Annotated in this window: 20 protein-coding genes; 11 read left to right on the top strand and 9 right to left on the bottom strand. The window is 65.0% G+C overall.

Features of this window, described 5'->3' with window-relative positions; genetic code table 11:
* Positions 1-133 precede the first annotated feature (133 nt).
* Entirely contained in the window at positions 134-2,719 is a 2,586-nt protein-coding gene (locus tag AB7245_RS34705) for an EAL domain-containing protein (RefSeq protein ID WP_085399753.1), read from the top strand.
* Positions 2,720-3,005: 286 nt separating this feature from the next.
* On the top strand, positions 3,006-3,563 hold the full coding sequence (locus AB7245_RS34700) for a hypothetical protein (protein WP_085399748.1): 558 nt from the start codon (positions 3,006-3,008) through the stop codon (positions 3,561-3,563).
* A 93-nt stretch (positions 3,564-3,656) separates the two neighbouring features.
* On the opposite strand, the gene AB7245_RS34695 is transcribed toward AB7245_RS34700, so the two are convergent.
* The 4 genes from AB7245_RS34695 to AB7245_RS34680 form a co-directional block, all read right to left on the bottom strand.
* The gene (locus AB7245_RS34695) at positions 3,657-4,574 is read right to left on the bottom strand and encodes an MBL fold metallo-hydrolase (RefSeq protein WP_439035484.1); all 918 of its coding nucleotides are present in this window, start codon (positions 4,572-4,574) and stop codon (positions 3,657-3,659) included.
* A 92-nt stretch (positions 4,575-4,666) separates the two neighbouring features.
* Positions 4,667-5,872: an NAD(P)/FAD-dependent oxidoreductase gene (locus AB7245_RS34690; RefSeq protein ID WP_135214118.1), complete on the bottom strand. Its 1,206-nt coding sequence runs from the start codon at positions 5,870-5,872 to the stop codon at positions 4,667-4,669.
* A gap of 129 nt (positions 5,873-6,001) precedes the next feature.
* On the bottom strand, positions 6,002-6,292 hold the full coding sequence (locus AB7245_RS34685) for a hypothetical protein (RefSeq protein WP_071910478.1): 291 nt from the start codon (positions 6,290-6,292) through the stop codon (positions 6,002-6,004).
* Between the two features lie 311 nt (positions 6,293-6,603).
* Complete coding sequence (locus AB7245_RS34680) at positions 6,604-7,215, bottom strand: TetR/AcrR family transcriptional regulator (protein WP_085399746.1); 612 nt, start codon at positions 7,213-7,215, stop codon at positions 6,604-6,606.
* Positions 7,216-7,345: 130 nt separating this feature from the next.
* Here AB7245_RS34680 and AB7245_RS34675 point away from each other — a divergent pair, with 130 nt between their 5' ends.
* From AB7245_RS34675 to AB7245_RS34660, 4 genes are all read left to right on the top strand, one after another.
* Positions 7,346-8,575, top strand: a complete 1,230-nt coding sequence (locus AB7245_RS34675; protein WP_085399745.1) for a cytochrome P450 — start codon at positions 7,346-7,348, stop codon at positions 8,573-8,575.
* Between the two features lie 132 nt (positions 8,576-8,707).
* The gene (locus AB7245_RS34670; protein ID WP_135214119.1) at positions 8,708-12,352 is read left to right on the top strand and encodes an AsmA family protein; all 3,645 of its coding nucleotides are present in this window, start codon (positions 8,708-8,710) and stop codon (positions 12,350-12,352) included.
* Between the two features lie 199 nt (positions 12,353-12,551).
* Positions 12,552-13,670, top strand: a complete 1,119-nt coding sequence (locus tag AB7245_RS34665; RefSeq protein WP_085399743.1) for a DUF2336 domain-containing protein — start codon at positions 12,552-12,554, stop codon at positions 13,668-13,670.
* A gap of 20 nt (positions 13,671-13,690) precedes the next feature.
* Positions 13,691-13,924 (top strand): hypothetical protein, encoded by a 234-nt coding sequence (locus tag AB7245_RS34660; RefSeq protein WP_063981598.1) that lies wholly within the window; start codon positions 13,691-13,693, stop codon positions 13,922-13,924.
* A gap of 16 nt (positions 13,925-13,940) precedes the next feature.
* Here the strand turns inward: AB7245_RS34660 and AB7245_RS34655 are convergent, their stop codons facing one another.
* The gene (locus AB7245_RS34655) at positions 13,941-15,266 is read right to left on the bottom strand and encodes an MFS transporter (RefSeq protein WP_085399742.1); all 1,326 of its coding nucleotides are present in this window, start codon (positions 15,264-15,266) and stop codon (positions 13,941-13,943) included.
* A 301-nt stretch (positions 15,267-15,567) separates the two neighbouring features.
* Positions 15,568-16,305 carry a 3-oxoacyl-ACP reductase family protein gene (locus tag AB7245_RS34650; protein ID WP_085399741.1) on the bottom strand — a complete coding sequence of 246 codons (738 nt, stop codon included), beginning with the start codon at positions 16,303-16,305 and terminating at the stop codon, positions 15,568-15,570.
* Between the two features lie 150 nt (positions 16,306-16,455).
* Here AB7245_RS34650 and AB7245_RS34645 point away from each other — a divergent pair, with 150 nt between their 5' ends.
* The 3 genes from AB7245_RS34645 to AB7245_RS34635 all read left to right on the top strand — a co-directional run bounded on the left by AB7245_RS34645 (position 16,456) and on the right by AB7245_RS34635 (position 18,511).
* Entirely contained in the window at positions 16,456-16,998 is a 543-nt protein-coding gene (locus tag AB7245_RS34645) for a TetR/AcrR family transcriptional regulator (protein ID WP_244623078.1), read from the top strand.
* Between the two features lie 193 nt (positions 16,999-17,191).
* Positions 17,192-17,620 (top strand): universal stress protein, encoded by a 429-nt coding sequence (locus AB7245_RS34640; protein ID WP_063981602.1) that lies wholly within the window; start codon positions 17,192-17,194, stop codon positions 17,618-17,620.
* A 399-nt stretch (positions 17,621-18,019) separates the two neighbouring features.
* A complete protein-coding gene (locus tag AB7245_RS34635; protein ID WP_084794996.1) occupies positions 18,020-18,511 on the top strand; it encodes a YkgB family protein in 492 nt (163 codons plus the stop codon).
* A gap of 116 nt (positions 18,512-18,627) precedes the next feature.
* On the opposite strand, the gene AB7245_RS34630 is transcribed toward AB7245_RS34635, so the two are convergent.
* The 3 genes from AB7245_RS34630 to AB7245_RS34620 all read right to left on the bottom strand — a co-directional run bounded on the left by AB7245_RS34630 (position 18,628) and on the right by AB7245_RS34620 (position 22,406).
* The gene (locus AB7245_RS34630; protein WP_283017496.1) at positions 18,628-19,125 is read right to left on the bottom strand and encodes a GNAT family N-acetyltransferase; all 498 of its coding nucleotides are present in this window, start codon (positions 19,123-19,125) and stop codon (positions 18,628-18,630) included.
* A 63-nt stretch (positions 19,126-19,188) separates the two neighbouring features.
* Complete coding sequence (locus tag AB7245_RS34625; protein WP_063981605.1) at positions 19,189-20,895, bottom strand: ATP-binding protein; 1,707 nt, start codon at positions 20,893-20,895, stop codon at positions 19,189-19,191.
* Positions 20,892-22,406 carry an ATPase domain-containing protein gene (locus AB7245_RS34620; RefSeq protein WP_063981606.1) on the bottom strand — a complete coding sequence of 505 codons (1,515 nt, stop codon included), beginning with the start codon at positions 22,404-22,406 and terminating at the stop codon, positions 20,892-20,894. The genes AB7245_RS34625 and AB7245_RS34620 overlap by 4 nt, the downstream gene beginning before the upstream one ends.
* 397 nt (positions 22,407-22,803) lie before the next feature.
* Between AB7245_RS34620 and AB7245_RS34615 the strand changes: the two genes are divergently transcribed.
* Both AB7245_RS34615 and AB7245_RS34610 read left to right on the top strand, forming a co-directional pair.
* Positions 22,804-23,070, top strand: a complete 267-nt coding sequence (locus tag AB7245_RS34615; RefSeq protein WP_063981607.1) for a hypothetical protein — start codon at positions 22,804-22,806, stop codon at positions 23,068-23,070.
* 164 nt (positions 23,071-23,234) lie between these two features.
* Positions 23,235-23,981: an outer membrane protein gene (locus AB7245_RS34610; RefSeq protein WP_439035483.1), complete on the top strand. Its 747-nt coding sequence runs from the start codon at positions 23,235-23,237 to the stop codon at positions 23,979-23,981.
* Positions 23,982-24,243: the final 262 nt, after the last annotated feature.

The raw sequence follows: 24,243 nt of genomic DNA, 5'->3' as shown, positions 1-24,243 counted from the left end.
TCGCAGCTTTCGCGAGCCGTTAAGCATGTCGCGTCTTGGCCGGACGCGACCCGGTTGCAAAAACGTCTTGGACACCATCGCGGCGCTAGCCTCGGCCCCCCTTGCCATCTTCCCGATGCATCCGGGTCCAACGATGTCTGCCGCCGATTGTCCCATGACAGAAATTCCGGACGTGCTGCTGGCTGCGCTCGAATGTGCCGACGGCGGTATCGTCATCGTCGACAGCGCGCGTCGCATCACGCATTTCAATGCCGGTGCAGAGCGGATCTGGAAACTCGCGCGCGCCGAGGTGCTCGGCTGCGACGCCGAACTTCTCACGCTCAAATGCCTTCGGGCCGATCCGGTCGCGGAGTTCCGCGACGAGATCAGCCTCGTGCGGCGCGACGGCACCCGGATCCGGGCGGCCATCTCGCTTTCATCCGTCACGCGTGGCGGCGCCACCCATCACGTCGTGTTCGCGCGTGACGTCACCGCGGAGGCCGAGCGCCGCGTCAGAATCGGGCTTCTCCACGCCGTCTCCGACCAGACCAACCGCGCGGTGCTCATCACCGACACGGACCAGAACATCGTCTACGTCAATTCCACCTTCGGGACGCTGTTTGGCTACACCAGCGAGGAGGCCGAGGGCCGCCGCGCCGGCGCGCTGATCGCCGGCCGCCACACCGATCGGAAGGCCGTCGCGAAGCTCGTCAAGCGCCTGATGACCGGCGGCCGCCGCGGCGAAATCGAGACGCTGGTCTACAACAAGGGCGGCGAGGAGATCTGGGTCTGCGCCCGTATCGACGTCTTCCGCGACAAGAAGGGCCGTGCCAGGCACATCTTCGCGCTGCTCGAGGACATCACCGAGACCAGGCAGCTGCGCTCGCTCCAGCAGCTCATCATGAGTGCGCTGGCCGACGAGGTTCCGATCACCGATATCGCCGACAGGCTGTGCCGAAGGGTCGAGGAGATCGCGCCTGACGTGGTTTGCTCGTTGCTTCACGTCGATGCCGCAGGCCTCGTCCATCCGCTCGGCGGGCCCAGCCTGCCCGAGGACTATTCGCGTGCGCTGGACGGCATCGCGATCGGTCCGAATGTCGGATCCTGCGGCACCGCGGCCTTCTACGGTGAACCGGTGCTGGCCGAAGATCTCGACACCGATCCGCGCTGGCAGCCCTACAAGACGCGTCCGCTCGAAGTGGGCCTGCGCGCCTGCTGGTCGACACCGATCAAGGCCAAGGACGGCCGGGTCATCGCCACCTTCGCCTTCTATTTCCGTGAAACGCGCGCGCCGAGCAACTGGCACCGCCGCATCGTCAACGCCTGCGTCGACCTCGGCGCCTTCGCGATCGAGCGCAAGGAAGCTCGCGCCGAGATCGCGCGGCTCGCCTATCACGACATTCTCACCGGGCTGCCGAACCGCGCGCAACTGCGGCACCTGATCACCACGGCCATCGATGCCTGCCCGACCGGCAGCCACGTCGCGCTGGCCTTCCTCGACGTCGATCATTTCAAGGACGTCAACGACACGTTCGGCCACGCTGCCGGCGATGAGCTGCTGATCCAGCTCGCGCAGCGCCTGCGCGAGCAGATCGGCCCTGAGGACATGCTGGGACGGCTCGGCGGCGACGAGTTCGTCATCCTGCTGCCGCAGCGCAATGCCGAGAGCGCCGAGCGCGTCGCGGCCGGGGTCGCGGAGGCGCTCGCCGCGCCGCTGCGGCTTGGCTCCAGGCAGCTGCAGATGTCGGCGAGCATCGGCATCAGCCTCTATCCCGACCATGCGACCGACATCGACACCTTGATGCAGCAGGCGGATGCGGCCATGTACATGGCCAAGCAGGCCGGCCGCTCCACCCATCGCATCTTCAGCGCCGAAATGAACGGGCTCACCGAGCAGCGCCTGGCGCTGATCGCCGCGCTGCGCCGCGCCATCGCCGAGGGCGCGCTGACCCTCAGCTACCAGCCGCAGATCCGCAGTTGCGACGGTGCCGTCCATGGCGTCGAGGCATTGGCGCGCTGGCATGATGCCGTGCTCGGCGACGTCTCGCCGGCGAAGTTCATCCCGCTCGCCGAGGAGTGCGGCCTGATCGAGCAGATCGGCCTGTGGTCGGTGCGTGAGGCCTGCCGGCAGATGGCGGACTGGCGCCGCGCCGGGCTCAACATTCCCAGCGTGTCGGTGAACCTGTCGCCGATCAATTTCCGCAACGTCACGCTGGCGGCGCGGCTCAAGGACACCCTCGCCGAATACGATCTGCCGCCGGATGCGCTGATGCTCGAGATCACCGAGGGCACGTTCATGCGGGACAGCGTCGCCGCGCTGGAGACGATGAACGCGATCCGCGCGCTCGGCGTCGGGCTTTCCGTGGACGATTTCGGCACCGGCTATTCCAGCCTCAGCCGGCTCGCGCATCTGCCGATCCGCGAGCTGAAGATCGACCGCAGTTTCATGCGCGACATCGAGAGAGACGCGGGCGCGCTCGCGGTTGCCACCGCCGTGGTGCGCGTCGGACAGGGCCTCGGCATGACCGTCGTCGCCGAAGGCGTCGAGACCGAAGGCCAGCGCAAGACGCTGGCCGAGCTCGGCTGCGACGTCGTCCAGGGCTTCCTCTACGCGCCCGCGCTGCCGCCGGTCGCATTCGAACGCTGGTTGATCGAGCACTGCGCCGAGCAGGCGAGGGCAATGCTGGGGCGGCTCGATGTTACGCCGGCCGGTCGCGACGTGGTGAAGCGGTCGGCATAGTCGGCTCCAGGGCGTTCGCGTACAATCCGGCAGTCATCCCTTTCAACGGGTAGCCCCAGCCCCAGCCCCAGCTGATGATCGGCTGGTCGGATTTTTGTTTCTGGATATTTCCAATTGCCGATCGGCAATATCGAGCAACCGGCGCGGCGCCCTGCCAAATGCTCCGCGCCAGCTCCCGTTCCTACCACCGCGCAACCGGGCAAATCCAACTGCCAGGGCGAACTCAGGACTGGATGGGACTCGGGGCAACGTCACCTCGGGTCCGCCAAAAGCACGGAAAGCCACCATGACCTCGATTTCTGCGCTCTCCTCCAATCACCACCGCTCATCACCGTTGCAACAATTACAAGACGAGCTGCAAGCGGAAGTCAGTTCCGGCACGATCGATGCGTCGGATCAGTCGGCGCTGTCGGCCGCGCTCAGCAGCATCGGCTCCGCGTTGCAGTCAACCGGTGCAAGCGATCAATCCGGCGGCGGGACATCTTCGCCCGACGCCTTCGCGTCGAAGATTAATGGCCTCATCCAGCAGCAAGTGTCGGCCGGCAAGTTGACGGACGAGCAGGCCACCGAGCTGCAAGGAATTTTCAAGGCGGCGCTCTCGCATGGACCGCACGGAGCGGGTGGACCGCCGCCGGACGGGCCACCGCCATCCGGTGAGCCTCCCTCGGTCAACGGCACGGACGACTCGTCAAGCGGCAATTCGACGGCGGAGCTGCTGCAACAGTTTCTCCAGCAGCTGAAAAGCTCGCTTGCGGACTCGACCTATAGCGCGACGAAAGCAGGCGATACGACCGATGCGAACGATCCGTCGTTGTCCGGCGTCCTGATCAACGATCGGATCTGATATCGGCAGCGCGCCGCGCTGACTCGATTCGCGCATCGAAACCAGGGCCCGCCATGAATGCGCGCCCTGGTCTCACGTTGGCTCAGCGAGCGATCAGTAGTCCCAGAAGACCGGCACCCAGCGGAAGGCGTCGCCGGCGACCGCCACATGGCCGACGGAGGGGAACGGCATGTGTGTTGCCACCAGCATCTCGCCGCTCGCGGCAATCTCTCGCAACAGACCGACCCGAACGCGCGCCGCCTCCTCGGGGTCGTGTTCGAAACCGTTGTGCCAGTCGGGTTGATCGAACCCGACGGCAAACACGGCGTCGCCGGCGAATGTCAGCCCGTCCCCGCCGGATGCCACGCGAACCACGCTGTGTCCGGGGGTGTGACCGCCGGTGCGACGAACGACGACGCCCGGCGCAACCTCGTGCTGCTCATCGAAATGCCGCAGCTGACTTCCGTACTCCTTGACGAACCGCTTAGCGGTCGCCCGAAGCGCGTCCGGGAAGCCCGGCGGCATGGCGGTGTGGGAGAAATCGGGCGCCTCCCAGAATTTGACCTCGGCGGCCGCCACGTGGATCCGCAGGTCTTTGCGCAGCCGCTCCTTCACCCCGTCGACGAGCAGTCCGCCAATGTGATCCATGTGCAAGTGGGTCAGCACCAGATCGGTCACGGACGAAAGATCGATGCCGGCGGCTTCCAGTCGCTTGATCAACTGGCCGGCGCGCGGCAAGTGCAGATCCGGGTCTGACCCCAGTCCAGCATCGATCAGGATGGTCTTGTCGCCGCTGCGGACCACGACCGCATTCAGCGCCCAGTCGAAAGCGTCCTGCGGGAGGAACATGTCGTGCAGCCAGGTCGCCCGGACGGCCGGGTCGGCATTGTGCGCCAGCATCGTGGTTGGCAGCGGCAGCACGCCGTCGCTGACCACCAGCACGTCGATTTCGCCGACCTTCAGCGCGTAGCGCGATGGAACGAGCTCTTCCGGCTTCGATGTCGCGGGGTATGAGGTGTTGTGCAGGTTCATGTTGGTCTCCTGTTTCAAGGTAGGGCTCCCGGCTGGTCTTGGTTGAGCAGGCCGCGCAGCCAGGGAGGTGCGGCCGTGATCGTTTCGTGCTTCTAGAGGCTCGTCACACGCTCCGGATCGGCCGACGCGAGCGCTGCGGCACGCTCGGCACGGGGCGGGTAGATCCAGACCGTGTTGATCTCCTGCTTGGTCTTCTTGGCGACGTCGCCGACCATCTCGACCTTGCGCTCCCAGCCGCGCGTGAACAGCGCGCCGGCTTCGCCGAGATCAAGGCACGTGACGTAGGCCTTCTGGTGATACGGCCTGGTCGGGACGCGCAGGAGTTCGGCGGCCGCGTTGTTGCCGGCAAAGGCGCCCATCCGCGTGGCGTGCTGGCACGACATCAGCGCGTAATTGCCCTCGTCGTCGCATGCGGCCCGCGCGGCATCGCCGGTGGCGAAGACGCCGGCGATGCCGGGCACGCGCAGATCGCGGTCCACCAGCAGCCGGCCGAAATTGTCGCGCTCGGCGGGAATCTGCGCTGTCAGGGGCGCGGCGCGAATGCCGGCTGCCCAGACCACCGTCTCGGTTTCGATGTGTTCGCCGGTCGACAGCGTCACGCCGGATTTGTCGAGCGAGGCAACGCCGGTGCCGAGCCTTGTCTCCACGCCGAGCTTGCGCAGCGCCTGCTCGATGACCGGGCGGGAGCCTTCGCCCATGTCGGGAGCGATTGCGCCGTTACGCTCGACGATGATCACGCGCGTCCTGGCGTTTTGTCCGAAGATGGCGCGCAGGCGTGCGGGCAGCTCGGTCGCCGCCTCGATGCCGGTGAAGCCGCCGCCGGCGACCACGACCGTGTCGCGTCCATTGACGGCCGGCCGGTCGGCGAGGCCATGCAGATGCTTGTCGAGAGCAACCGCGTCGTCGAGCGAGTCGACGCTGAAGCCGTGCTCGGCGAGGCCGGGAATGTTGGGTCGGAAGAGGCGGCTGCCGGTGGCGATCACCAGGCGGTCGTAGGACAGGGTCTTGCGGGTGCCTTTGGGAGTCGAGATCTGAACCGTCAGCGCCTCGGTGTTGACGGTCTCGGCGCTCCCCTGGATGTAGTCGACGTCGATCGCCTTGAGGACACCGAGCAGCGGCGCCGTCAGGGTTTCCGGCTTCGGCTCATAGAGCCGAGGGCGGACCACCAGCGTCGGCTCCGGTGCGATGAGCGCGATCTCGAGCTCTTCCGGTGAGACCCCCTGAATGTCGCGCAGGCGGGCGGCGGAGAGGGCGGCGTACATGCCGGCGAAGCCGGCGCCAATGATGAGCAGTCGCATGTGGTTCACTCCTGGATTTGGTTCTGGGGTTGTTGGTTCGAAACGCGCGCCATCGCCGCCGCTCGATGCGAGCAGAGCCTGTTGCGAGCGATGATGACGCGAAGAGGTGAGACGGAGACCGCCGGGCCTTTACGGCGCGGTGCAGTTCGGCAGCGAGGACAGCAGCGCAGGGCCTTCACATCCTGCGCGGCAGCTTCGCGGGCCCGATGGCCAGCCGCGCAGGGCGACCGGCAGCGCAGGTTTGTTGGTCCAGCCCCGATCGATCAGGATCGACGTCGAGACCTTGGCGTCTTGTGCGATCTGTGGCGGCGCCTCATCGGCCGTCGGCGAGGTGAAACGCACGGTCAGTGAAAGCCCGTACATGAGCGCCGTCGAGACGGCCTTCCGCCGTGGCGCGATTGCAAGCCGTTTCCTGTCCATCGTTTGTCTCCGTCCCCATGATGTGACGTTGCGATGTTTAGCCAATCGGATCGTCGGCTGCGCCAGAGCGATTGCCGTCCCTGTCGAGAGATTGCTGCTAACCCACGCGCCTGCGCCAATCGCTCGGCGCCTAGCCGGTTAGCGGCGCGGAGGCCCGGCGTATTTCCCGAAGCGGCAATGCCTTGTCCGATCCTGCTGCAATCAGGCGCACGTTTTCAAAAACGCACGATTGGGGCGGGCGGCGAGTTGTCGGAGAATTCAACGCCGGTCGGATGACGGTCCGGTCGTGGACCTGATATCGGCGATCCAGGCTAGTTCGACGACAATCCGGTCCTGCGCCTCAAATCCGTGATCGCGCGCAGAAAACTGTCGGCCGGCGTTGTCTCCGGATCGATCAGGCGGTGCAGGCGAAAGCCGTCTTCCAGCGCCAGCACGACGGAGGCCATCCACGGCGGATTCAGCGTGTCGTTCCTGCCGTTGCTCTTCAACGTGGCCTCGACGATGTCGGCGACCAGCTTGCGGCGCGCGCGCAGCCGCTTGGCAAGCTCCGGGCGGCGCTTCTCGGCGCGCGCGACGAACAGGATCATCTCCATGTGCAGAAGGGGCGAGCGGCCGAGCGGGTCTTGCCGGCTGCGATCCATCGTCTTCAGCGCCGCGATGAAATCGTCGAGATTGTCGTGCTGCGCGAGGATGTCGAGGTTGCGCCGGATCGACTGCTCGACGTGATCCTCGAGCATGGCGATGATCAATTCGTCCTTGCTCTTGAAGTTGGAATAGAACGCGCCGCGGGTGAAGCCCGCGGCGGCCGCGATCGCCTCGATGCTGGCGCCGCCGATGCCGTCCGCCTCGAACACGCGCGCGGCCGCCTCGAACAGTTTGTCGCGTGTGTGGTCCCTGGTCGGCCTGGTTCTCAGCCTTGACATCGGCGCAGGTTAGGGCAGAATGCAACTCGATACAACAATGTATCGAGTTTATAATCTTGGGGATGGTTACGCCGCGCGCGCAAGGGGCTGCCGGCGTATTCGTGTCATGCGGCAACCGATTGAGGTCACCATGAACGAGCAAGTGCAACCCGCAGGCGGACCGCTGTTCAACCCGCTGTCGCCGGACTTCATCCGCGATCCCTATCCGCACTATGACCGGCTGCGCACGATCGAGCCGATCCATGTGACGCCGTTCGGCCAGTTCGTCACCAGCCGCCACGCCGATGTCAGCCTCGTGATGCGCGACAAGCGCTTCGGCAAGGATTTTGTCGAGCGCTCCAAGCGCCGCTATAGCCCTGCCATCATGGACGAGCCGGTGTTCCGCAGCATGAGCCACTGGATGCTGCAATCCGATCCGCCCGACCACACCCGCCTGCGCGGCCTCGTCGTGAAGGCCTTCACCGCCCGTCGCGTCGAGGACATGCGGCCGCGGATCCAGGCGATCGTCGACCAGGCCATCGATGCGGTGATCGAGCGCGGCCACATGGACCTGATCGAGGATTTCGCCTTCCGCCTGCCGGTCACCATCATCTGCGACATGCTCGGAATCCCCGAGGATCATCGCGAGACCTTCTACAACAGCTCGCGCGATGGCGGGCGGCTGCTTGACCCCGTGCCCCTCACGCCGGAAGAGATCGCGAAGGGCAACGCCGGCAACATGATGGCGCAGATGTATTTCCAGCAGCTGTTCGAGCTGCGCCGCCGCAATCCCGGCGACGATCTCACCACCCAGCTGGTGCAGGCCGAGGAAGACGGCCACAAGCTCACCAACGAGGAATTGACCGCCAACATCATCCTGCTGTTCGGCGCCGGCCACGAGACCACCGTCAATCTGATCGGAAACGGCCTGCTCGCGCTGCACCGCAATCCGGATCAGCTCGCGCTCCTGAAGGCGCGGCCCGAGTTGATGGTCAACGCGATCGAGGAATTCTTGCGCTACGATTCCTCGGTGCAGATGACCGGACGCGTGGCGCTGGAGGACATCGCGGATCTCGGCGGCAAGAGCATCCCAAAGGGCGAGACCGTGCTGTGCCTGCTCGGCTCGGCCAACCGCGATCCGGCGGTCTACCCTGATCGCCCCGACAGGCTCGACGTCACCAGGCCCAACGTCAAGCCGCTGTCGTTCGGCGGCGGCATCCATTTCTGCCTGGGCGCCCAATTGGCGCGCATCGAGGCCGAAATCGCCATCGCGACGCTGTTGCGGCGGCTGCCGGATCTGCGCATCGACGACGTCGAGAACCCGGAATGGCGCCCGACGTTCGTGCTGCGCGGCCTGAAACGCCTGCCGGCGAGCTGGTGACGGCCGCCAGCGTTAACCTCCGCGCGCAACAGTCGCTGTGACTTCGCCACACTTCCCCTTATATAAGGGGCTGTTCCGGCGCGCCTGAGGCCCTCAGGTTCGGCCCGGGCCGATTTGGCCGAGGGGAGACCCGTGCAGACGACGCTGCTCGGATTGGCGATTGCCTTCATCATTGCGCTGCTGACCGCGCTGATCGGGCCTTACTTCATCGACTGGAACCAGTTCAGGCCCCAGTTCGAGGCGGAGGCGGGCACGATCATGGGCGTGCCGGTGCGGGTGGCGGGCGAGCTGGATGCACGGCTGCTGCCGGCGCCGACGCTGCGGCTGCGCTCGGTGACCTTCGGCGGCAACAACGATCTCGGCCGCCTGCGCGCCGACAAGCTCGACGTCGAGTTCAGCCTGAGCTCGCTGATGCGCGGCGAATGGCGCGCCACCGAGCTGACCGTCAACGGCATGGCGGTGGATCTCGGCCTGGATGCCAAGGGCCGGGTCGATTTGCCGTCCACCGCGAGCGGCACCTTCAATCTGGCCTCGCTTGCGATCGAACGGCTGAACCTCACCGGCCGCATCGCCCTGCACGATGCCGCCAGCCGCTCGACGCTGGAATTGAACGACATCACCTTTTCGGGCGACGTGCGCTCGCTGGCCGGCTCGGTCCGCGGCGACGGCAGTTTCACCGCCACCGGGGTGCGCTATCCGTTCCGCGTCTCCTCCGGCCCGAGCGCCGACGGCAGCGCCACCCGTCTCCACCTCAACATCGATCCCGGCGAGCGCGCGATCTTGGCCGATCTCGAAGGCGTGCTCGCCTTCGACAACCGCCTGCCGAAATTCGACGGCGCACTGACGCTCGCTGTGCCCCCTGTCAAGAAGGCGGGCACGGCGGGGCCGACACCCTGGAAGCTCACGGCAAAGCTCAAGGCCGATCCGGCCGGCGCCAAATTCGAGCAGATCGACGCGAGCTTCGGCGCCGAGGACAATGCGCTCAAGTTTGGTGGTGTCGGCGATGTCAGGTTCGGCGCCTCGCCGCTGCTGCGCGCGGTGCTGTCGGCGCGCCAGGTCGATGCCGACAAGCTGGCGGGCAAGGACGATGCCGAGCCGCAGCGCGTCCTGCCGGCCCTGCGCGCGGGCCTTGCGGCGATCCCGCAGGCGCCGATACCGGCGCAGATCGAGTTCAACTCCGACCAGATCATGCTGGGCGGGCGTCCGCTCCAGAACATCACGGCGGAGCTTCAGACCGACGGAAGGTCCTGGACTTTCCAGCGGCTCGAGCTGCGCGCGCCCGGCATGACGCAGCTCTCGCTCAACGGCGCAACGCCTGGCGCCGACAGCTTTAGCGGCCGGCTCAGCGTCGAGTCGTCCGACCCCGATACGCTGGTGGCCTGGCTCCAGGGCCGCAGCGAGATCAACCGTCGCAGCACGCGGCCGCTGCGCCTTGCCGGCGACGTGACCATCGCAGCCAACCATCTCGCCGTCGACAGGCTGAAGGCCGAGATCGAGGGCGGCGCGGTGGAGGGCCGCATCGCCTTCGTCCAGACCGGCGCGAGCAAGGGCTCGCGGATCGACGCCGAGCTCAAGGCCGACCGTCTCGACCTCGATGCCGCCGCAAGCTTCGTGCGCGCGCTCGCGGGGCCGCAGGGCGAATGGCCGGAGGAAGCCAGGCTCGCGCTCGATGTCGGCCGCGCGATGTCGGCCGGACAGGAGCTGCGACCGTTCACGGCGAAACTCGGCTACGGCCCCGCGGCGCTGTCGCTGGAGCAGTTGCGGTTTGGTCAGGCGAGCGGCGTGACCACCGAAGCGAGCGGCAGCTTCGACCGCGTTCATGCCACCGGCAAGCTCGCGCTGAAATCCTCGGCCAATTCGCTGCGCGAGCTCACCGCGCTGCTCGAGCCGATCGCGCCTTCGGTGCGCGCACGGTTCGACGCCATCCCGTCATTGCCCGGCGCGACGCGGCTGAAGCTCGACCTCAGCCTCGACAAGAACGCCGACCATGCCGATCGCAACGACGCGCGCGCCGTGCTCGATCTCGATGCGCCGCAGCTCAAGGCTACCGCGACGCTGGCCGGGCAGACGCCGGTCGCGGCGGTCAACGGCATCGACATCGACCGCTTGCGCAACAGCGACTTCACGCTGGACTCGAAAATTTCGACGCCGAAGGCCGGCGCATTGCTGGCGCTGCTGGGCCTCGATCGCGTCGCCGCCGTGGGCGAGGGCCCTTCGCAGTTCGAGGGCCGGTTGAGCGGCGCCTGGCGCCGGCCGTTGCAATTGAACGCAAAGCTCAGTGGCGGCGGGCTGGATGCGGATGCGCAAGGCAGCATCGAATTGTCGGACCCCAATTCGTTCCAGCCGAAGGCCAGCGTGAATTTGCGCGTGCGCAATGCCAATCTGGCGCCGCTGTTCGGGACCAGCCCGGCGGACAAGTCAGTGCAGAGCGTCAACCTGTCCTCGCGCGTCGGCCTCTCCGGCAACCGCCTGACCTTCGACGATCTCGACAGCAGTGCGGCCGGCTCGCATCTGCGCGGGCATCTCGCGGTGACGCTCGATCAGGAGAAGAGCGTCGATGGTGAAATCGGCCTCGACGCGCTCGATCTTGCGCCCGCGTTCGCAATGGCCATCGGCGCCGCCGGACATGATGCCGGTGATCCCCTGAGTGCGGGGCTGCTCGGCGGCTGGCGCGGCCGCATCGCCTTCCAGGCCTTGCGCGGCACGTTGCCTGACGGCATCGAGCTGCGCCCGGTCGGCGGCACGATCCGGAGCGATGGCCAGTCGCTCGCGCTCGACGCGCTCAAGGGCGGTGTCGGCGGCGGTGAGATGTCGGCGAGTTTCGACGCGCGCAATGGCGCCAATGGCGTTGCGCTGAATGCACGTATCGAGCTGCGCAATGTCGATGCGGCGGCGCTGCGCTACCGCGATCTCGCATTGCCCAAGGGACGCGCCTCGGTGCAGATGGCCCTGACCAGCCAGGGCCGCAGCGTTGCGGCGTTGACCGGTGCGCTCGCCGGCAATGGCACGGTGACGCTCGAGGCCGCGGAAATCAGCGGCCTCAATCCGCGCGCCTTCGAGATCGCCATCCGCGCCAGCGACGGCGGCCAGGTTGCCGACGACAACAGGCTGCGGCAGCTCGTCGAACCCGCGCTGTTGGCAGGTCCGATCGCGGTCGCCTCGGCGCAGATCCCGTTCACGATCCGCGACGGGCGCCTGCGCGTCGGCGCGACACCGCTGGAAGCCAAGAACGCGCGGGCCATCGTCTCCGGCGGCTACGATATTCCCGCCGACCAGGCCGACATCCGCGCCAGCCTGACGCCGATCATGACCGGACTTTCGGGCGCGCCGCCGGAGATCCAGTTGTTCGCGGCGGGTCCCCCCGACAGGCTCAACCGCACCGTCGATCTCGCGCCGCTGTCGTCCTGGCTCGCGGTGCGCACGATCGATCGCGAGACGCGCCGGCTGGACGCGATCGAGCGTGGCGAGCCGCCGCCGGCGACTGCGGCGCTGCCGACGCTGGTCTCGCCCGATCCGGTGCCCGAGCCGTCGCTGACCGACGTGCCGTTGCCCGGCCGCGATCCGCGCCGCGCGCCGCCGAAGCCAAAGGCCGCGCCGACGCCGAAGGCGCCGCTGGCCGCCCCTGCAGCGCCAAGTCCTCCACTCACAAGCCCGCCGCTCGCGAGCCAGCAGATCGCCCCGCTGCCACCGCCGATCGAGGTGAGGCCGGCGCCGGGCCCGCCGCCCGCAAAACCCAAGCCGAAGCCACCGCTGGTGCTGACGCCGTCGAATCCGTGAACGCGGCAGCCTGTTCGGCAAGCGCTGGCCCTTGCCCGCCGGTAAACCCATTCCCGCGCATTTTAACGAATTTTGCTCGGCAAAACTGATCTGCCGACTTTACTGGATTCTCGCGTTTGATCTCTAGTGTCGGTTCCCAGAGGAATTCGGCGTCCTGCCAGCACAAGCAGGATGGCTAACCAAGAACTGGGGTAACGAGATGAACGGGGCGAAATCGCTTCTGCAGGATCTGGACGACGCGATCGCGCGCGGCACCGACGAGAGCCGGGCGAAGGCGTTGTGGCATGCGACCGACATCCTGATCACCGGCCGCTACAGCGACGACGAGATCAGCATGTTCGGCGAGGTCATCGGGCGGCTCGCCGACGAGATCGAGGTCGCCGCGCGGGCGCAGCTCTCCGAGCTGATGTCGGCCTGCGACCACGCTCCGCTCAATGTCATCGAAAAGCTCGCCCTCGACGACGAGATCGACGTGGCCGGTCCGGTGCTGCGCGACTCCAGCCGTATCGACGAGAAGATGCTGGTCGAGAGCGCCATGACCAAGGGCCAGGCGCATCTGCTTGCGATCGCCCAGCGCAGGTCGATCGGCGAAGCCGTCACCGACGTGCTGGTCAAGCGCGGCGACCAGGAGGTCGTGACCTCCGTCGCCAAAAACGAGGGCGCGCGCTTCTCCGGCTCGGGCCTGCTGCACATGGTCCGGCGCGCCGAGGGTGACTCGATCCTCGCCGAGCAGCTCGGCCTGCGCAAGGACGTCCCGCGCCACATCTTCCAGCAGCTCATTTCCAAGGCGTCGGAAGACGTCCGCCGCCGCCTCGCGAGCGAGCGGCCCGAAATGATGTCGCAGATCCAGAGCTCGGTGACCGACGTCACCGGCGATCTCCAGTCCAAGTTCGGTCCGTCCTCGCGCAGCTATTTCGTCGCCAAGCGCGTGGTGACGACGCAGTACCGCCAGGGCAACCTCAACCAGGACTCGATCTCGAACTATGCGCGCCAGCACCGTTTCGACGAGGTGCAGATCGGCCTGTCGCTGTTGTCGTCGCTTCCGGTCGACGTGATCGAGCGCGCGATGATGGACCGCAATCGCGAGATACTTCTGGTGCTGTGCAAGGCGCTCGACTTCTCGTGGGACACGACCATGTCGCTGCTGTTCCTCGGCGCCAAGGATCATCTGATCACGGCGCGCGAGCTCCATGACAGCGAGCGCGAGTTCGGCAAGCTCAAGATCGAGACGTCGCGCAGCATTCTGAAGTTCTACCAGTCGCGCAAGACCGGCGCGGGTGCCGATACGGGCCGTCAGCCCGAACTCCAGGTGCACTGAGCGAGAGGGGAGTATTTGCAATGTTGCCTCAATTCGGCACCGCAATTCGCAAGAACAAGAGCCTGCCCGTCGATGCCGGCGGTTCGGCTCCCGAGAAGGCTTCCGTCGACGCCGCCTGGCTCGTGCTCGAAGCCGCCAACGATCTCGGCGATCACGCCGCGATCGCGGCCTGCCGCCGCGTCATCGACGCCGAACTCAACGGCACCGTGGCGGGCAGCGCGGATATCGATCTCGTGCTCGGTTATTTCAGGTAGCGACGATCACCCGCGTCTAGTGCGCCATCGCGATTTCGCCGGACACTTGCTCGCGCCTTGCATCGATGCGTAGCAGCACGACTACGACTGCGCCCACCAGCGCGCAACCCGCCAGCAACAGAAGACCTGCGGTAAAACTGCCGGTTAAATCCTTCAGGTAGCCCATTGCGTAAGGACCGGCGAAACCGGAAAGATTTCCAAGCGAGTTGATCGCGGCGATGCCGGCGGCAGCCGATGCTCCCGTTAGAAAGCTCGCCGGCAGCGGCCAAAACATCGGGGGGACCGCGGAGACGCCGATCTGTGCGAAGCAAAGCAATGCCATGACAAGGACGGAGTTGGAAACGAGACCTGCCACTCCGATCCCCACCGCTGCCATCAACAGTGCCGCGGCGACGTGACCCTTTCGTTCCATGGTCCGATCGGAATGACGACCAAGCAGCACCATGCCCGCGGCCCCGAAAATAAAGGGCAGCGCTGCGAGCAGGCCGGTCTGGGTATCGCTGACGCCAAAACCCTTGATGATGGTTGGCAGGAAGAACGCCACGCCATAACTTGCAGCATTCAGGCAGAAGTACACCAGAGCGCACAACAAAATGCGGTAATCGGTGAGCGCCTGCCCCAATGACAGGTGTTCGACCTTCTCCTTGTTCCGCTTCTCGGTGGCCTGCACGTCTTCCAGCCAGGCAATCTCGTCTTGTTGCAGCCAGCGGGCCTGGCGCGGAAAATCGGTCAGATAGAGCAGGACGCAGATGCCTACCACGACCGAGGGCAGCGCCTCGAGAATGAACAGCCACTGCCAGCCTTCCAATCCCCAACCGGTCACGCCGAGCAGAAGCCCGGAGATGGGCGATCCGATGATGGACGAAATCGGGATCGCCAGCATGAACAGGCTGATGACCCGAGCCCGGTAAACCGCCGGGAACCACAGGGTCAGATAGAAGATGATGCCTGGAAAGAATCCCGCCTCGCAGGCGCCGAGCAGCAAACGAAGAGAGTAGAAGACGCCCGTTGTCGGTAGTCCCGTTGCTGCCGATATCGATGGGATGAATGCGAAGGCCGCCGAGACGATTCCCCACGTAATCATGATGCGGGCGATCCAGACGCGCGCGCCGACTCGTTCCAGGAAGATGTTGGAGGGGACTTCAAACAGGAAATACCCGACGAAGAACAAGCCCGCGCCCAGTCCGAACGCTGCTTCACTTAAACCCAGCGCCTGGTTCATGTGCAGCTTGGCAAAGCCGACATTGACGCGGTCAAGATAGGCCACGAAATAGCAGACGATCAGGAACGGTATAAGCCGCCACATAACCTTGCCAATGACACGCTTCTCGACGTCTTGCATGGCAAGGCCTCCCGTTTGATCACCGGAACCCGCTCAACATCCGGGCGGCGTTGCGAAACAATGACGGGTACGAACGATGAGTGCAAACGGCATTTTGACGTTCAAGCCAAAGTGACAGTCGTGCTGTCATGCTCGAAGCTGGACGAGGGACGAAGCACGCGACACGCTCCATCTAACGCTCGCGGGGCGGCCGAGGCATCGGCCGCCCGCCATGATGATCGCGAACATCATCTTATTTTGCCATCGCAGTCATCGCCAGCTTCTCGACCTCCTGTTGGACGAACACCAAGCGCCGGAATGTCTACGCGTTCGCGCCGCCGTCGACGGTCAAGGTCGAGCCGGTGATGTATTTTGCCTTCGCGCTCGCCAGGAACGCCACCGCGTTCGCGATGTCATCCGTCGCGCCGTACCGGCCGAGCGCCATGAACTGCTTCAATGTCTCGGCGGTCGGGCCGTGCGCCGGATTCATGTCGGTGTCGATCGAGCCCGGTGCCACGAGGTTGACCGTGACGTCCCTCGGGCCAAGCTCCCGCGCCAGCGCCTTCGTGAATGCGGTTAGCGCCGACTTCGACGCCGCGTACACGCCGAGCGCCGGCGAGGGCACGCGGTCCGCGAAATAGCTGCCGATGGTGATGATGCGGCCGCCCTTGCCAAGGTGCGGCAGCGCCGCCTTGCTCGCGGCGATCGGCGAACGCACGTTGACGTTCAGCATCGCGTCGATGTCGGCGAGCGAGATGTCGTTGAGGCCGCCCAATCGCAGAATGCCGGCATTGTTGACCAGGATGTCGAGCCCGCCCAGCTCCTTGACGGTCTTGTCGACCGAAGCCTGAACGGCAGCGACATCGGCGCTGTCGGCCTGGATCGCTACGGCTTTCCGGCCCGTCGCCTTGATCGCGTCCACGACCTTGGCGGCGATCTCCGCCGACTTCTCGTAAGTAATCGCGACATCGGCGCCTTCCGCGGCGAGCGCCTTCGCGATGGCCGCACCGATACCCCTGCTTGCGCCCGTCACCAGGGCCCGTTTTCCTGCCAGTGTCATGTGATCTCTCCAATTCTGTAATGATCGACACAGAATATGTGGAGTCTTGATTGCCGCGGTCAAGTGAATTATGTGTTGATCATTACAGAAAGACGGGCGATGGCAGGTCGGCCACGGGAATTTGATCGCGACGCGGCGTTGGAGGCCGCCATGCTGCTGTTTTGGCGCAAGGGCTTTGCGGCAGCCTCGATGCACGACCTCTGCCACGCCATGGGCGTCAGCTCGCCCAGCCTCTATGCGGCCTTCGAAAGCAAGGAGGCACTCTACCTTGCCGCGATCGAGCATTACGTCGAGACCCAGGGCCAGCCGGTCTGGGACCGGCTTGCGGAAGGCGCGACCGCGCGCGCCGGCATCGAGAATCTGCTGATCGGGGCGGCCGAGACCCTGCCGAAATCCCGGAGAGCGCCGGCCGGCTGCATGGCCGTGCTGGGCGCCGTCAGCGACGAATGGCCGGCCACCATTGCCCGCGAGATCAAGAAGGTCCGGCTCGACATGCTTGGCAATTTGCGCGGGCGGCTGGAGGCTGCGGTCGCGAGCGGCGAACTGCCTGCCGCAACCGACATCGATGCGCTGAGCCGGTTCTACCTCAGCGTCTTCGAAGGCATGGCGATCCAGGCCAAGGACGACGCGACGCCTGAGGAGTTGAGAGGCGTAGCGAAGGCGGCCATGGCGATGTGGCCGGGCGAGCGGTAGCTCGCGGCCTGTACGATGGGTAGAGCGCAGCGAGACCCATCGTTCCATCCAGGCGTGTTGATGGGTTTCGCTCCGCTCTATCCATCGTACGAGCTGGGTCGAGAGATTGATCTATCTCAAGACCGCATCCGAAACGCGGGCCCAGCTTACATTCGGAAGGCAGCGATACGTCCAGACAGGCGGGAGGTGAAGCATGTACCGGCATATTCTCATTCCGACAGATGGGTCGGAGCTAGCGGAGCACGGAGTGGCGCATGGGTTGGCGCTGGCGAAATCCCTTGGAGCCAAGGTATCTCTAATCTTCGTTGTGGAGCCGTTTTCAGAAATGACAGGGCGGTTCCGTGAAGCAGTCGCAACATATGCCGAGCTGCGCAAGGAACAGGCCACGAGCGCGTTGGATCGCGCGGCAAATGCGGCCAAGGAGGCCGGCGTTTCCTGCGAACCGATTCAAGTGGAGAACGGGCAACCCCATCAAGCCATCATCGCAGCAGCCGAGAATAAAGGTTGCGATCTCATCGTGATGTCATCCCATGGCCGCAGCGGACTCTCCATGCTTCTCATCGGTAGCGTGACAAACAAGGTGCTGGCACAGGCGAAAACTCCCGTACTGATTTGTCCGTGAATGTGCGGATCTGCTGACAGAGTTCTCGCTCGCCGCGAGGACTAGAAAACTCAACGGCCGCATAAACCGCCTTGTCTGCTTTCGTCATCTGCGGGCCTTACCTGCCGGTCAGGCCTTGTCGGCCCGGCACCCGGGTAGCCGGTGACAGTGCACTTAACTCGAAGCAGGAGACCCCGTGCGCATCAATTGAATGCACTGTCATCGCAATTGCGGCGACGGCTAGAGCCTGTCGATCCGAAATGCGCGAGTCTCGACCGTGGCGCGGACACGCGCATTGCACGCAGCTGTGATCGTGGAACCCCGCCGCGGATGTAACGACGGACGCTCCCCTCCGAATAGCCCGTAGCGGACGCTTCGTTCGCCAATAGATGGATGCGCAATCCGGGGAGAAATCGTCGCATGATGGGATTCAACGTCGCGGAGAATGGTGGAGGCTCTTATCGTCCGCTCGCCATTCTGCGCTGGGTCATGGTGGTCATATTCGTATCGTTTGGAATGCAGAAATTCACACTGCAATCCGCACAGGGTATCGCCCAGTTCATCAGCCACAGCCCGTTCATCTCCTGGCTGTCGGTATTCGGCCTGAGGGGAGAGGCCTATGTTCTCGGTGTCGCCGAATTCGTGATCGCGGCGCTGCTCGTGGCCGGCAGCTTCAGTCCGGTCTTGTCGGCGCTGGGTTCGTTCATGGGCATGATGACCTTCGCGATCACGTGGTCGTTCTTCTTCACGACGCCGGGCGTCGTCACATGGAGCCTGTCAACCGATCCGATGGCGTGGAATCTGGCCGGCGAGTTCCTGTTCAAGGACATCGTCCTGCTGTGTGTGTGCGTTGTGCTGTTTCTCGCTTCGTTGCCGCAGTCGGTTGTCCGGCTCCGCACCGGCGGAGCCTAAAGCGGCTTTGCGATAGCCCGTAGGACGGGGAGAGCACAGCGAAACCCATCACGCTTCAACGCGCCCGGAAGCAAGGATGGGTTTCGCTTCGCTCTACCCATCCTGCGAGACGCATCTCACCGCCGAGCGCGGTAAATCACGACATCATTGCCATGACGCGTCGTACTCTTCTCGAGGATGTAATTGGCCTTCTCCAGCACGCGGCGGGATGCGCCGTTGCTGACATAGACAAGGCCGATGAGAGACGGCAGTTCGTGGTGCGACAGCCCAATGTCCGTCAGCGCGATTGCGACCTCGCTCGCAAATCCGCGGCCCCAGAACTCGCGCTTGAATGCGTAGGCAATCTCGATCTCGTCGATTTCGTCCACGAGGATGTGCCGGATGCCCGCTCGCCCGGCGAAGGCGCCGTCCTTCGTTCGCAGCACCCACAGCCCAAAACCGTGCTGGTCCCAATGCGCCATGTTGGTCGCGAGATAGGTCTTGGTGACCTCGGGTGCACGCACGCCGCCGAGATAGCGGGACACCTCGGCATCGAGATGCAGCGTGACGAGGTCGTCGAGGTGGTCTTCGCGAAGCCTCTCGGCGGTCAATCTGTCGGTGCTGAAGCGGTCCATGGAGACTGATAGCCGCTTTGGCGGCCGGTCGTCGATCGCTTTCGCGATGCGACACCGCACGCGTCAGCAGCGGCTGGACCGCTTGGACTCCATGTCGCGCCCGGGTTCTGCCTTTGCCGCGCTGAGCGCCGCGGCCAGCTCGTCGATATGGTAGGGTTTCGGCAGAATCTGCAGACCCGCCAATTCGGCGTCGTGAACTGCGGCTTCGGAGTATCCGCTGGTCAGAAGCACGGGTATGTCGCTTCGCCTTCTCTTGATCTCCCGCGCCAGCTCGACCCCATTCATGCCACCGGGCATCATGACATCGGAAAAGACGAGGTCGACGGCGCGGCCGTCGGCCAGGGCACCGAGCGCGGCCGCGCCACTCGCCGCGTGCGTGACCTCGTAACCGAGCTGGCCCAGCATCTCGCTCACCAGCGCGGCAACCTCGTCATCGTCTTCGACCAGAAGGATGCGGCCATGATTGCTCTTCTTCGGCCGCACCATGTTGAGATCGATCAGGTGTCGCTCCCTGGAAGGAGTGCTGAGCGATCGCGGCAAATAGAGTTCGATGCTGGAGCCTCGGCCGACTTCCGATCGAATGCGGACCGTCCCCCGCGACTGCGTCGCGAATCCATGGACCTGGGCGAGCCCGAGCCCCGAGCCCTTTCCGACCTCCTTGGTCGTGAAGAATGGTTCGAAAACGCGTGACAGGATCTCCGGACTCATGCCGACACCGGTATCGACGACGGACAGGCGCACATAGTCTCCGGCGATCTGCTCGTCATTCAGATCGGGCAGATTTTCCCCGCGCACGAGAATCGTGCCGCCATTGGGCATGGCGTCGCGGGCGTTGACGGCGAGGTTGAGGATCACGAGTTCGAGCTCGCCGGGATCGACCTCCACCGGCCAGAGCGTGTCCGGAAAATCGAACTCGACATGGACGTCGCCTCTCAGGCTTCGATCGAGCAGTTCGCGCATGCCGCCCATCTGCGAGGCGACGTCGACGGGCTCCGGCCGGAGCGTCTGCCGGCGGGAGAACGCGAGAAGCTGCCTGGTCAGGCTGGCCCCGCGCTGGGCGGCCTGGACCATCCCGTCCATGAGCCGGCGGCGACGGTCCGGATCGGTCTGGCGGTCGAGCATGTCGAGGCCGCCGGAGATCACCATCAGCAGATTGTTGAAGTCGTGCGCCACCCCGCCGGTCAGCTGTCCGATGGCTTCGATCTTCTGGGCTTGCCGAAGCGTCTCCTCGACCCGGGCACGCTCGTCCATCTCGACGCGCAATTGCTCGACGGCTTCCGCAAGGGCCCGCGTGCGCTCGACCACCAGCGTCTCGAGCTCCTGAGCCGCCTGTTCGCGCGCCGCGAACAGAGCCCGGATTTCGTATTGGCGCCGCCGCGCGCGCAGTGCCGATTGAACGGCGCTGGTCAGCGTCATTGGCTGAACCGGCCGCTCGAGCAGCGAGACGTTACGGAGAAGCGCGACAATGCTGCGGCGCCAGGCAAGGACGGCCGGCTGCTCGCGATGGCTGGTCAGGACGACGAAGGGCAGGTCGGACCAGGGCGGTTGGCTCTCGATCCATTGTGCCAGCGGCGAGGTGTCTTTCCCGAACAGAGCTTCCTCGGCAACGAAAACGGCGCCGACGCCGGCTGCCATCTCGCTGACGAGTTCGGGCAGACTGCGGCAGCTGGTCGCTTCCAGGTGCGAACTCCGGAACAGCTCGGCGGAGGCAAGTCCGTCGCGCCCGATCGGAGCAAAGACGAGAACATGGTGATCTCGCTCAACGCTCATTCAACCGACCCTTCGGGCTTAGGTGCCCCGGTATAATGCGGATTGCCGGAAAAGATGCCGCTGAACTCCCTCAGGGGCGGGCCGAGCGTGATGCCGGCGCTGCTAAGCCGAAATTCCCGGATGGTATGCTCGTGTCGGCCGCTGCGCTTCTTGACGACAGACAGAGCGCGCCGCACCGTTCCGCCGACCTCGAAATAGCGCAGCATGACCACGGAATCGCTGAGATAGCTGATGTCGAGAGGCGTATCCATCGGACCGACGAGGCCATGCTGGGCGAGGACCAGGATGGTCAGCACACCCTGCTGCCCCAGGTAGCTCAAGAGTTCGTGCATCTGCAGGATGAGAAATCGCTCGTCGGGCATCGCGGCCAGATAGCCGTTCAGACTGTCGATGATGACGAGACGGGCATTGTCGGCCTCGACGCTCTTTCGCACGTTTGCGGCGAACTCACCCGGCGACAGCTCGGCGGGATCGATCTGCTGAAACCGGACAAGCCCCGAATCGACGTGTTCTTGCAGGTGCAGGCCAAGTGTCCGGGCGCGCGCTTCGACCGTGCCGCGGCCTTCATCGAACGCGAAGAACACCGCGTGCTCGCCACGTTCGGCCGCCGCGATCGCGTAGGTGAGCGCAACCGATGATTTGCCCACGCCGGCGGCGCCGATGAGCAGCGCATTGGTGCCGCGCTCGAGGCCGCCTCCCAGGAGCTGGTCGAGCTCGGCGTTGCCGCTCGGGGTGAAGTCGCCGACGAAGGTCTTGTGATGTTCGGCCGCCACCAGGCGGGGGAATATCTGCAGGCCGCCTCGCTCGATCGTGAAATCGTGAAACCCGCCGCGAAACCGGATGCCGCGCATCTTGATCACGCGGAGCCGGCGCCGCTCGGCGCCGTAATCGATCGCGACCTGTTCGAGCATCACCACGCCGTGCGCAATGGAATGGAGCTGCAAATCGTCCTGAGATGACGAAAGATCGTCGAGCAGGACCACTGTGCAATTGCGGTTGGTGAAAAAATGTTTCAGGGCCAGCACCTGGCGCCTGTAACGAAGCGGGTTCTGGGCAAGCAGGCGCAGTTCGGACAGGCTGTCGAGCACGACGCGGTTGGGATTGACCCGCTCGACTTCCCTGAAGATCAGGCCGGTCGTCTCGCTCAGCTCCATTTCGGCGGGATGAAACACCGTGAGCTCGCGCTCCGGATCGAGCGTCGTCTCCGGCGGAACCAGTTCGAAGATGTCGATGCCGTCCAGCGTCCAGCCGTGCCGCTGCGCCACGACGTCCAGCTCGCGCTTGGTTTCGGACAGCGAAATATAGAGCACGCGCTCTCCGTCCCGCACCCCCCTCAGCAGGAACTGAAGCGCGATGGTGGTCTTGCCCGTGCCGGGCTGCCCCTCGTAGAGATACATCCGGTTGGCGTCGAAGCCGCCACCCAGGATGTCGTCCAGCCCGGCGCTGCCGGTCGATATTCTGGACAGCTCTCGGGGCGCACTGTCCGTAACAGTGCTGGATGGACTGCTCATTGATCCCCTTTGACGCTTCGAGAGAAGGGCGCCACCGCCCCTGCGCGAGTCCCAGGGCTCGCGCCCGGTTAAGCCGAACGGCCTTGGAACGAACTCTCAGATCGGCGCCGGGTTCCCTGCTGATGGGGTGGCGGTCGGCCCTGATCACGGCGCCGATCCAGCCCGAAGACGGTATCGCATCGCCATTCGCGGGACGGAGAAGGTCGGGAGCCGGATGTCACTGAAGCCGATGATGCCATCGTGCTCCTGTGTTGCCCGACGGGTCAACCGACCCTCAGTTCGCGACCCGGCGCGTCAAGCGTTCGCAGTCAAGTCGCTGCTTGATCTGAATCAAACAGGCGGATGACAGCCGCACCACAACGCGAGTCCAGGGACTGGTGACATGTTGGTGTGCGCAATGAGTCCGACCTGGTACGTCACCTTCGAAGTGCAACGGCGAGGCGTTCTGCCGAGACAACGAAGTCCGCGCGAGACGAAGACCTTCGCGACTGAGCATGAAGCCAAGCTGTTTGCGCGCGCCAAGCGCGATGAGGGACTTTCCGTCTTTGCAGGCACGATCAACCCGCACCTGCCGAAGCGGGTGATCCCATCCTCCGGCATCGGCGCGTGGCTTGCTGACGAACAGGACGGTGCTGGAGCGCACGGCACTTCAAAGACTGACTAAGCACTCTTCTGTGCACAGCGATGGCGTTTGAGTGTTGCCATTTTGGTACGGGCCAGGAATCCCCTCGCGCATAGACTTCAGGCTGTTCGCAGCACTTATGCACGCCAGCCTGCATAAGGGCTCGCTTTTATGACGGACGAGATTTGAGCAAAGGGGATGAGACGATGAAAAAGCTTTCGATCGCGGCGATCGGCTTCGCGGCGCTGAGCATGGCGCCTCCGGCCATGGCGGCCGATATGGCCGTCAAGGCGCCGCCGCCGGCACCGATGATGGCGGTTTACAATTGGACCGGGTTCTACATCGGCGCCAACGGAGGATGGGGGCAGAGCCACGGTTGCGTCGATTTGATAACGCCCGCAGGCAACGTCGCAAGTGGTTGCGCCGATCGCTCCGGAGGCCTCGTCGGCGGACAGATCGGGTATCGCTGGCAGACCAATCAGTTCGTGCTCGGCCTGGAAGCGCAGGGCGATTGGGCCGAGATCAAGAACACGCGCGTCAGTTTGATCGATCCGTTGATCTCGACCACGGGCAAGACCGATGCCATCGGGCTGTTCACGGCCCAGCTTGGTTGGGCATGGAACGCCTCACTGCTCTACGTGAAGGGCGGCGCCGCCGTGACGCGCAATCGCTTTGACATCTTCAACAATGTCACCGGCGTCGGCCTCGCCTCGGCGGGTCACACGCGCTGGGGCGGTGCTCTGGGTGTCGGCTGGGAGTATGGCTTCACCCCGAACTGGACGGTCGGTGTCGAATACGACCACCTCTGGATGGGGCGTGACAACACCTCCTTCGCAGGCGTGGTCACACCCGGTGGGTTCACCCTCACGGGCAGCGGAGTCACCCAGGATATCGACATGGTCACGGTTCGGGTGAACTATCGCTTCGGCGGTTACGGCGCGCCGCGCTATTGATCCAAAGTCCTCCCAGTGAACTCAGGCCCCGGCATCGACCGGGGCCTTTTTCATGGGGAGCGACCTATGGCTACAGTAGATAGTCCGATTATGCCGCGCGCAACGGCATCGGCTGCACGCCAGGCGCGCTCGTCAAGGGCGGCGACGGCATCATGTATGTTTGCCAGTAATGATGATGCACCGGAGGCGGCCTCGTGCCGCCTCCATTTGATTTGTTGATTTTGGTTCGGACCGAACGCGTCCAGTCGTGTGGTGGCGCAGT

Source organism: Bradyrhizobium sp. 604_D8_N2_3 (genome assembly GCF_051810765.1).
Lineage (GTDB): Bacteria > Pseudomonadota > Alphaproteobacteria > Rhizobiales > Xanthobacteraceae > Bradyrhizobium > Bradyrhizobium barranii.
Note: the sequence above shows the minus strand (reverse complement) of the source record. Positions and strands in the feature narration are given on the sequence as shown.

Excerpts from the sequence above, each read along its gene's own strand:
- AB7245_RS34665 (WP_085399743.1), top strand. The coding sequence starts at position 12,552 with ATGAACGGGGCGAAATCGCTTCTGCAGGATCTGGACGACGCGATCGCG.
- AB7245_RS34615 (WP_063981607.1), top strand. The coding sequence starts at position 22,804 with ATGAGTCCGACCTGGTACGTCACCTTCGAAGTGCAACGGCGAGGCGTT.
- AB7245_RS34700 (WP_085399748.1), top strand. The coding sequence starts at position 3,006 with ATGACCTCGATTTCTGCGCTCTCCTCCAATCACCACCGCTCATCACCG.
- AB7245_RS34695 (WP_439035484.1), bottom strand. The coding sequence starts at position 4,574 with ATGAACCTGCACAACACCTCATACCCCGCGACATCGAAGCCGGAAGAG.
- AB7245_RS34630 (WP_283017496.1), bottom strand. The coding sequence starts at position 19,125 with ATGGACCGCTTCAGCACCGACAGATTGACCGCCGAGAGGCTTCGCGAA.
- AB7245_RS34690 (WP_135214118.1), bottom strand. The coding sequence starts at position 5,872 with ATGCGACTGCTCATCATTGGCGCCGGCTTCGCCGGCATGTACGCCGCC.
- AB7245_RS34705 (WP_085399753.1), top strand. The coding sequence starts at position 134 with ATGTCTGCCGCCGATTGTCCCATGACAGAAATTCCGGACGTGCTGCTG.
- AB7245_RS34625 (WP_063981605.1), bottom strand. The coding sequence starts at position 20,895 with ATGAGCGTTGAGCGAGATCACCATGTTCTCGTCTTTGCTCCGATCGGG.
- AB7245_RS34650 (WP_085399741.1), bottom strand. The coding sequence starts at position 16,305 with ATGACACTGGCAGGAAAACGGGCCCTGGTGACGGGCGCAAGCAGGGGT.
- AB7245_RS34675 (WP_085399745.1), top strand. The coding sequence starts at position 7,346 with ATGAACGAGCAAGTGCAACCCGCAGGCGGACCGCTGTTCAACCCGCTG.
- AB7245_RS34680 (WP_085399746.1), bottom strand. The coding sequence starts at position 7,215 with ATGTCAAGGCTGAGAACCAGGCCGACCAGGGACCACACACGCGACAAA.
- AB7245_RS34610 (WP_439035483.1), top strand. The coding sequence starts at position 23,235 with ATGAAAAAGCTTTCGATCGCGGCGATCGGCTTCGCGGCGCTGAGCATG.
- AB7245_RS34635 (WP_084794996.1), top strand. The coding sequence starts at position 18,020 with ATGATGGGATTCAACGTCGCGGAGAATGGTGGAGGCTCTTATCGTCCG.
- AB7245_RS34645 (WP_244623078.1), top strand. The coding sequence starts at position 16,456 with ATGCTGCTGTTTTGGCGCAAGGGCTTTGCGGCAGCCTCGATGCACGAC.
- AB7245_RS34640 (WP_063981602.1), top strand. The coding sequence starts at position 17,192 with ATGTACCGGCATATTCTCATTCCGACAGATGGGTCGGAGCTAGCGGAG.
- AB7245_RS34660 (WP_063981598.1), top strand. The coding sequence starts at position 13,691 with ATGTTGCCTCAATTCGGCACCGCAATTCGCAAGAACAAGAGCCTGCCC.
- AB7245_RS34655 (WP_085399742.1), bottom strand. The coding sequence starts at position 15,266 with ATGCAAGACGTCGAGAAGCGTGTCATTGGCAAGGTTATGTGGCGGCTT.
- AB7245_RS34685 (WP_071910478.1), bottom strand. The coding sequence starts at position 6,292 with ATGGACAGGAAACGGCTTGCAATCGCGCCACGGCGGAAGGCCGTCTCG.
- AB7245_RS34620 (WP_063981606.1), bottom strand. The coding sequence starts at position 22,406 with ATGAGCAGTCCATCCAGCACTGTTACGGACAGTGCGCCCCGAGAGCTG.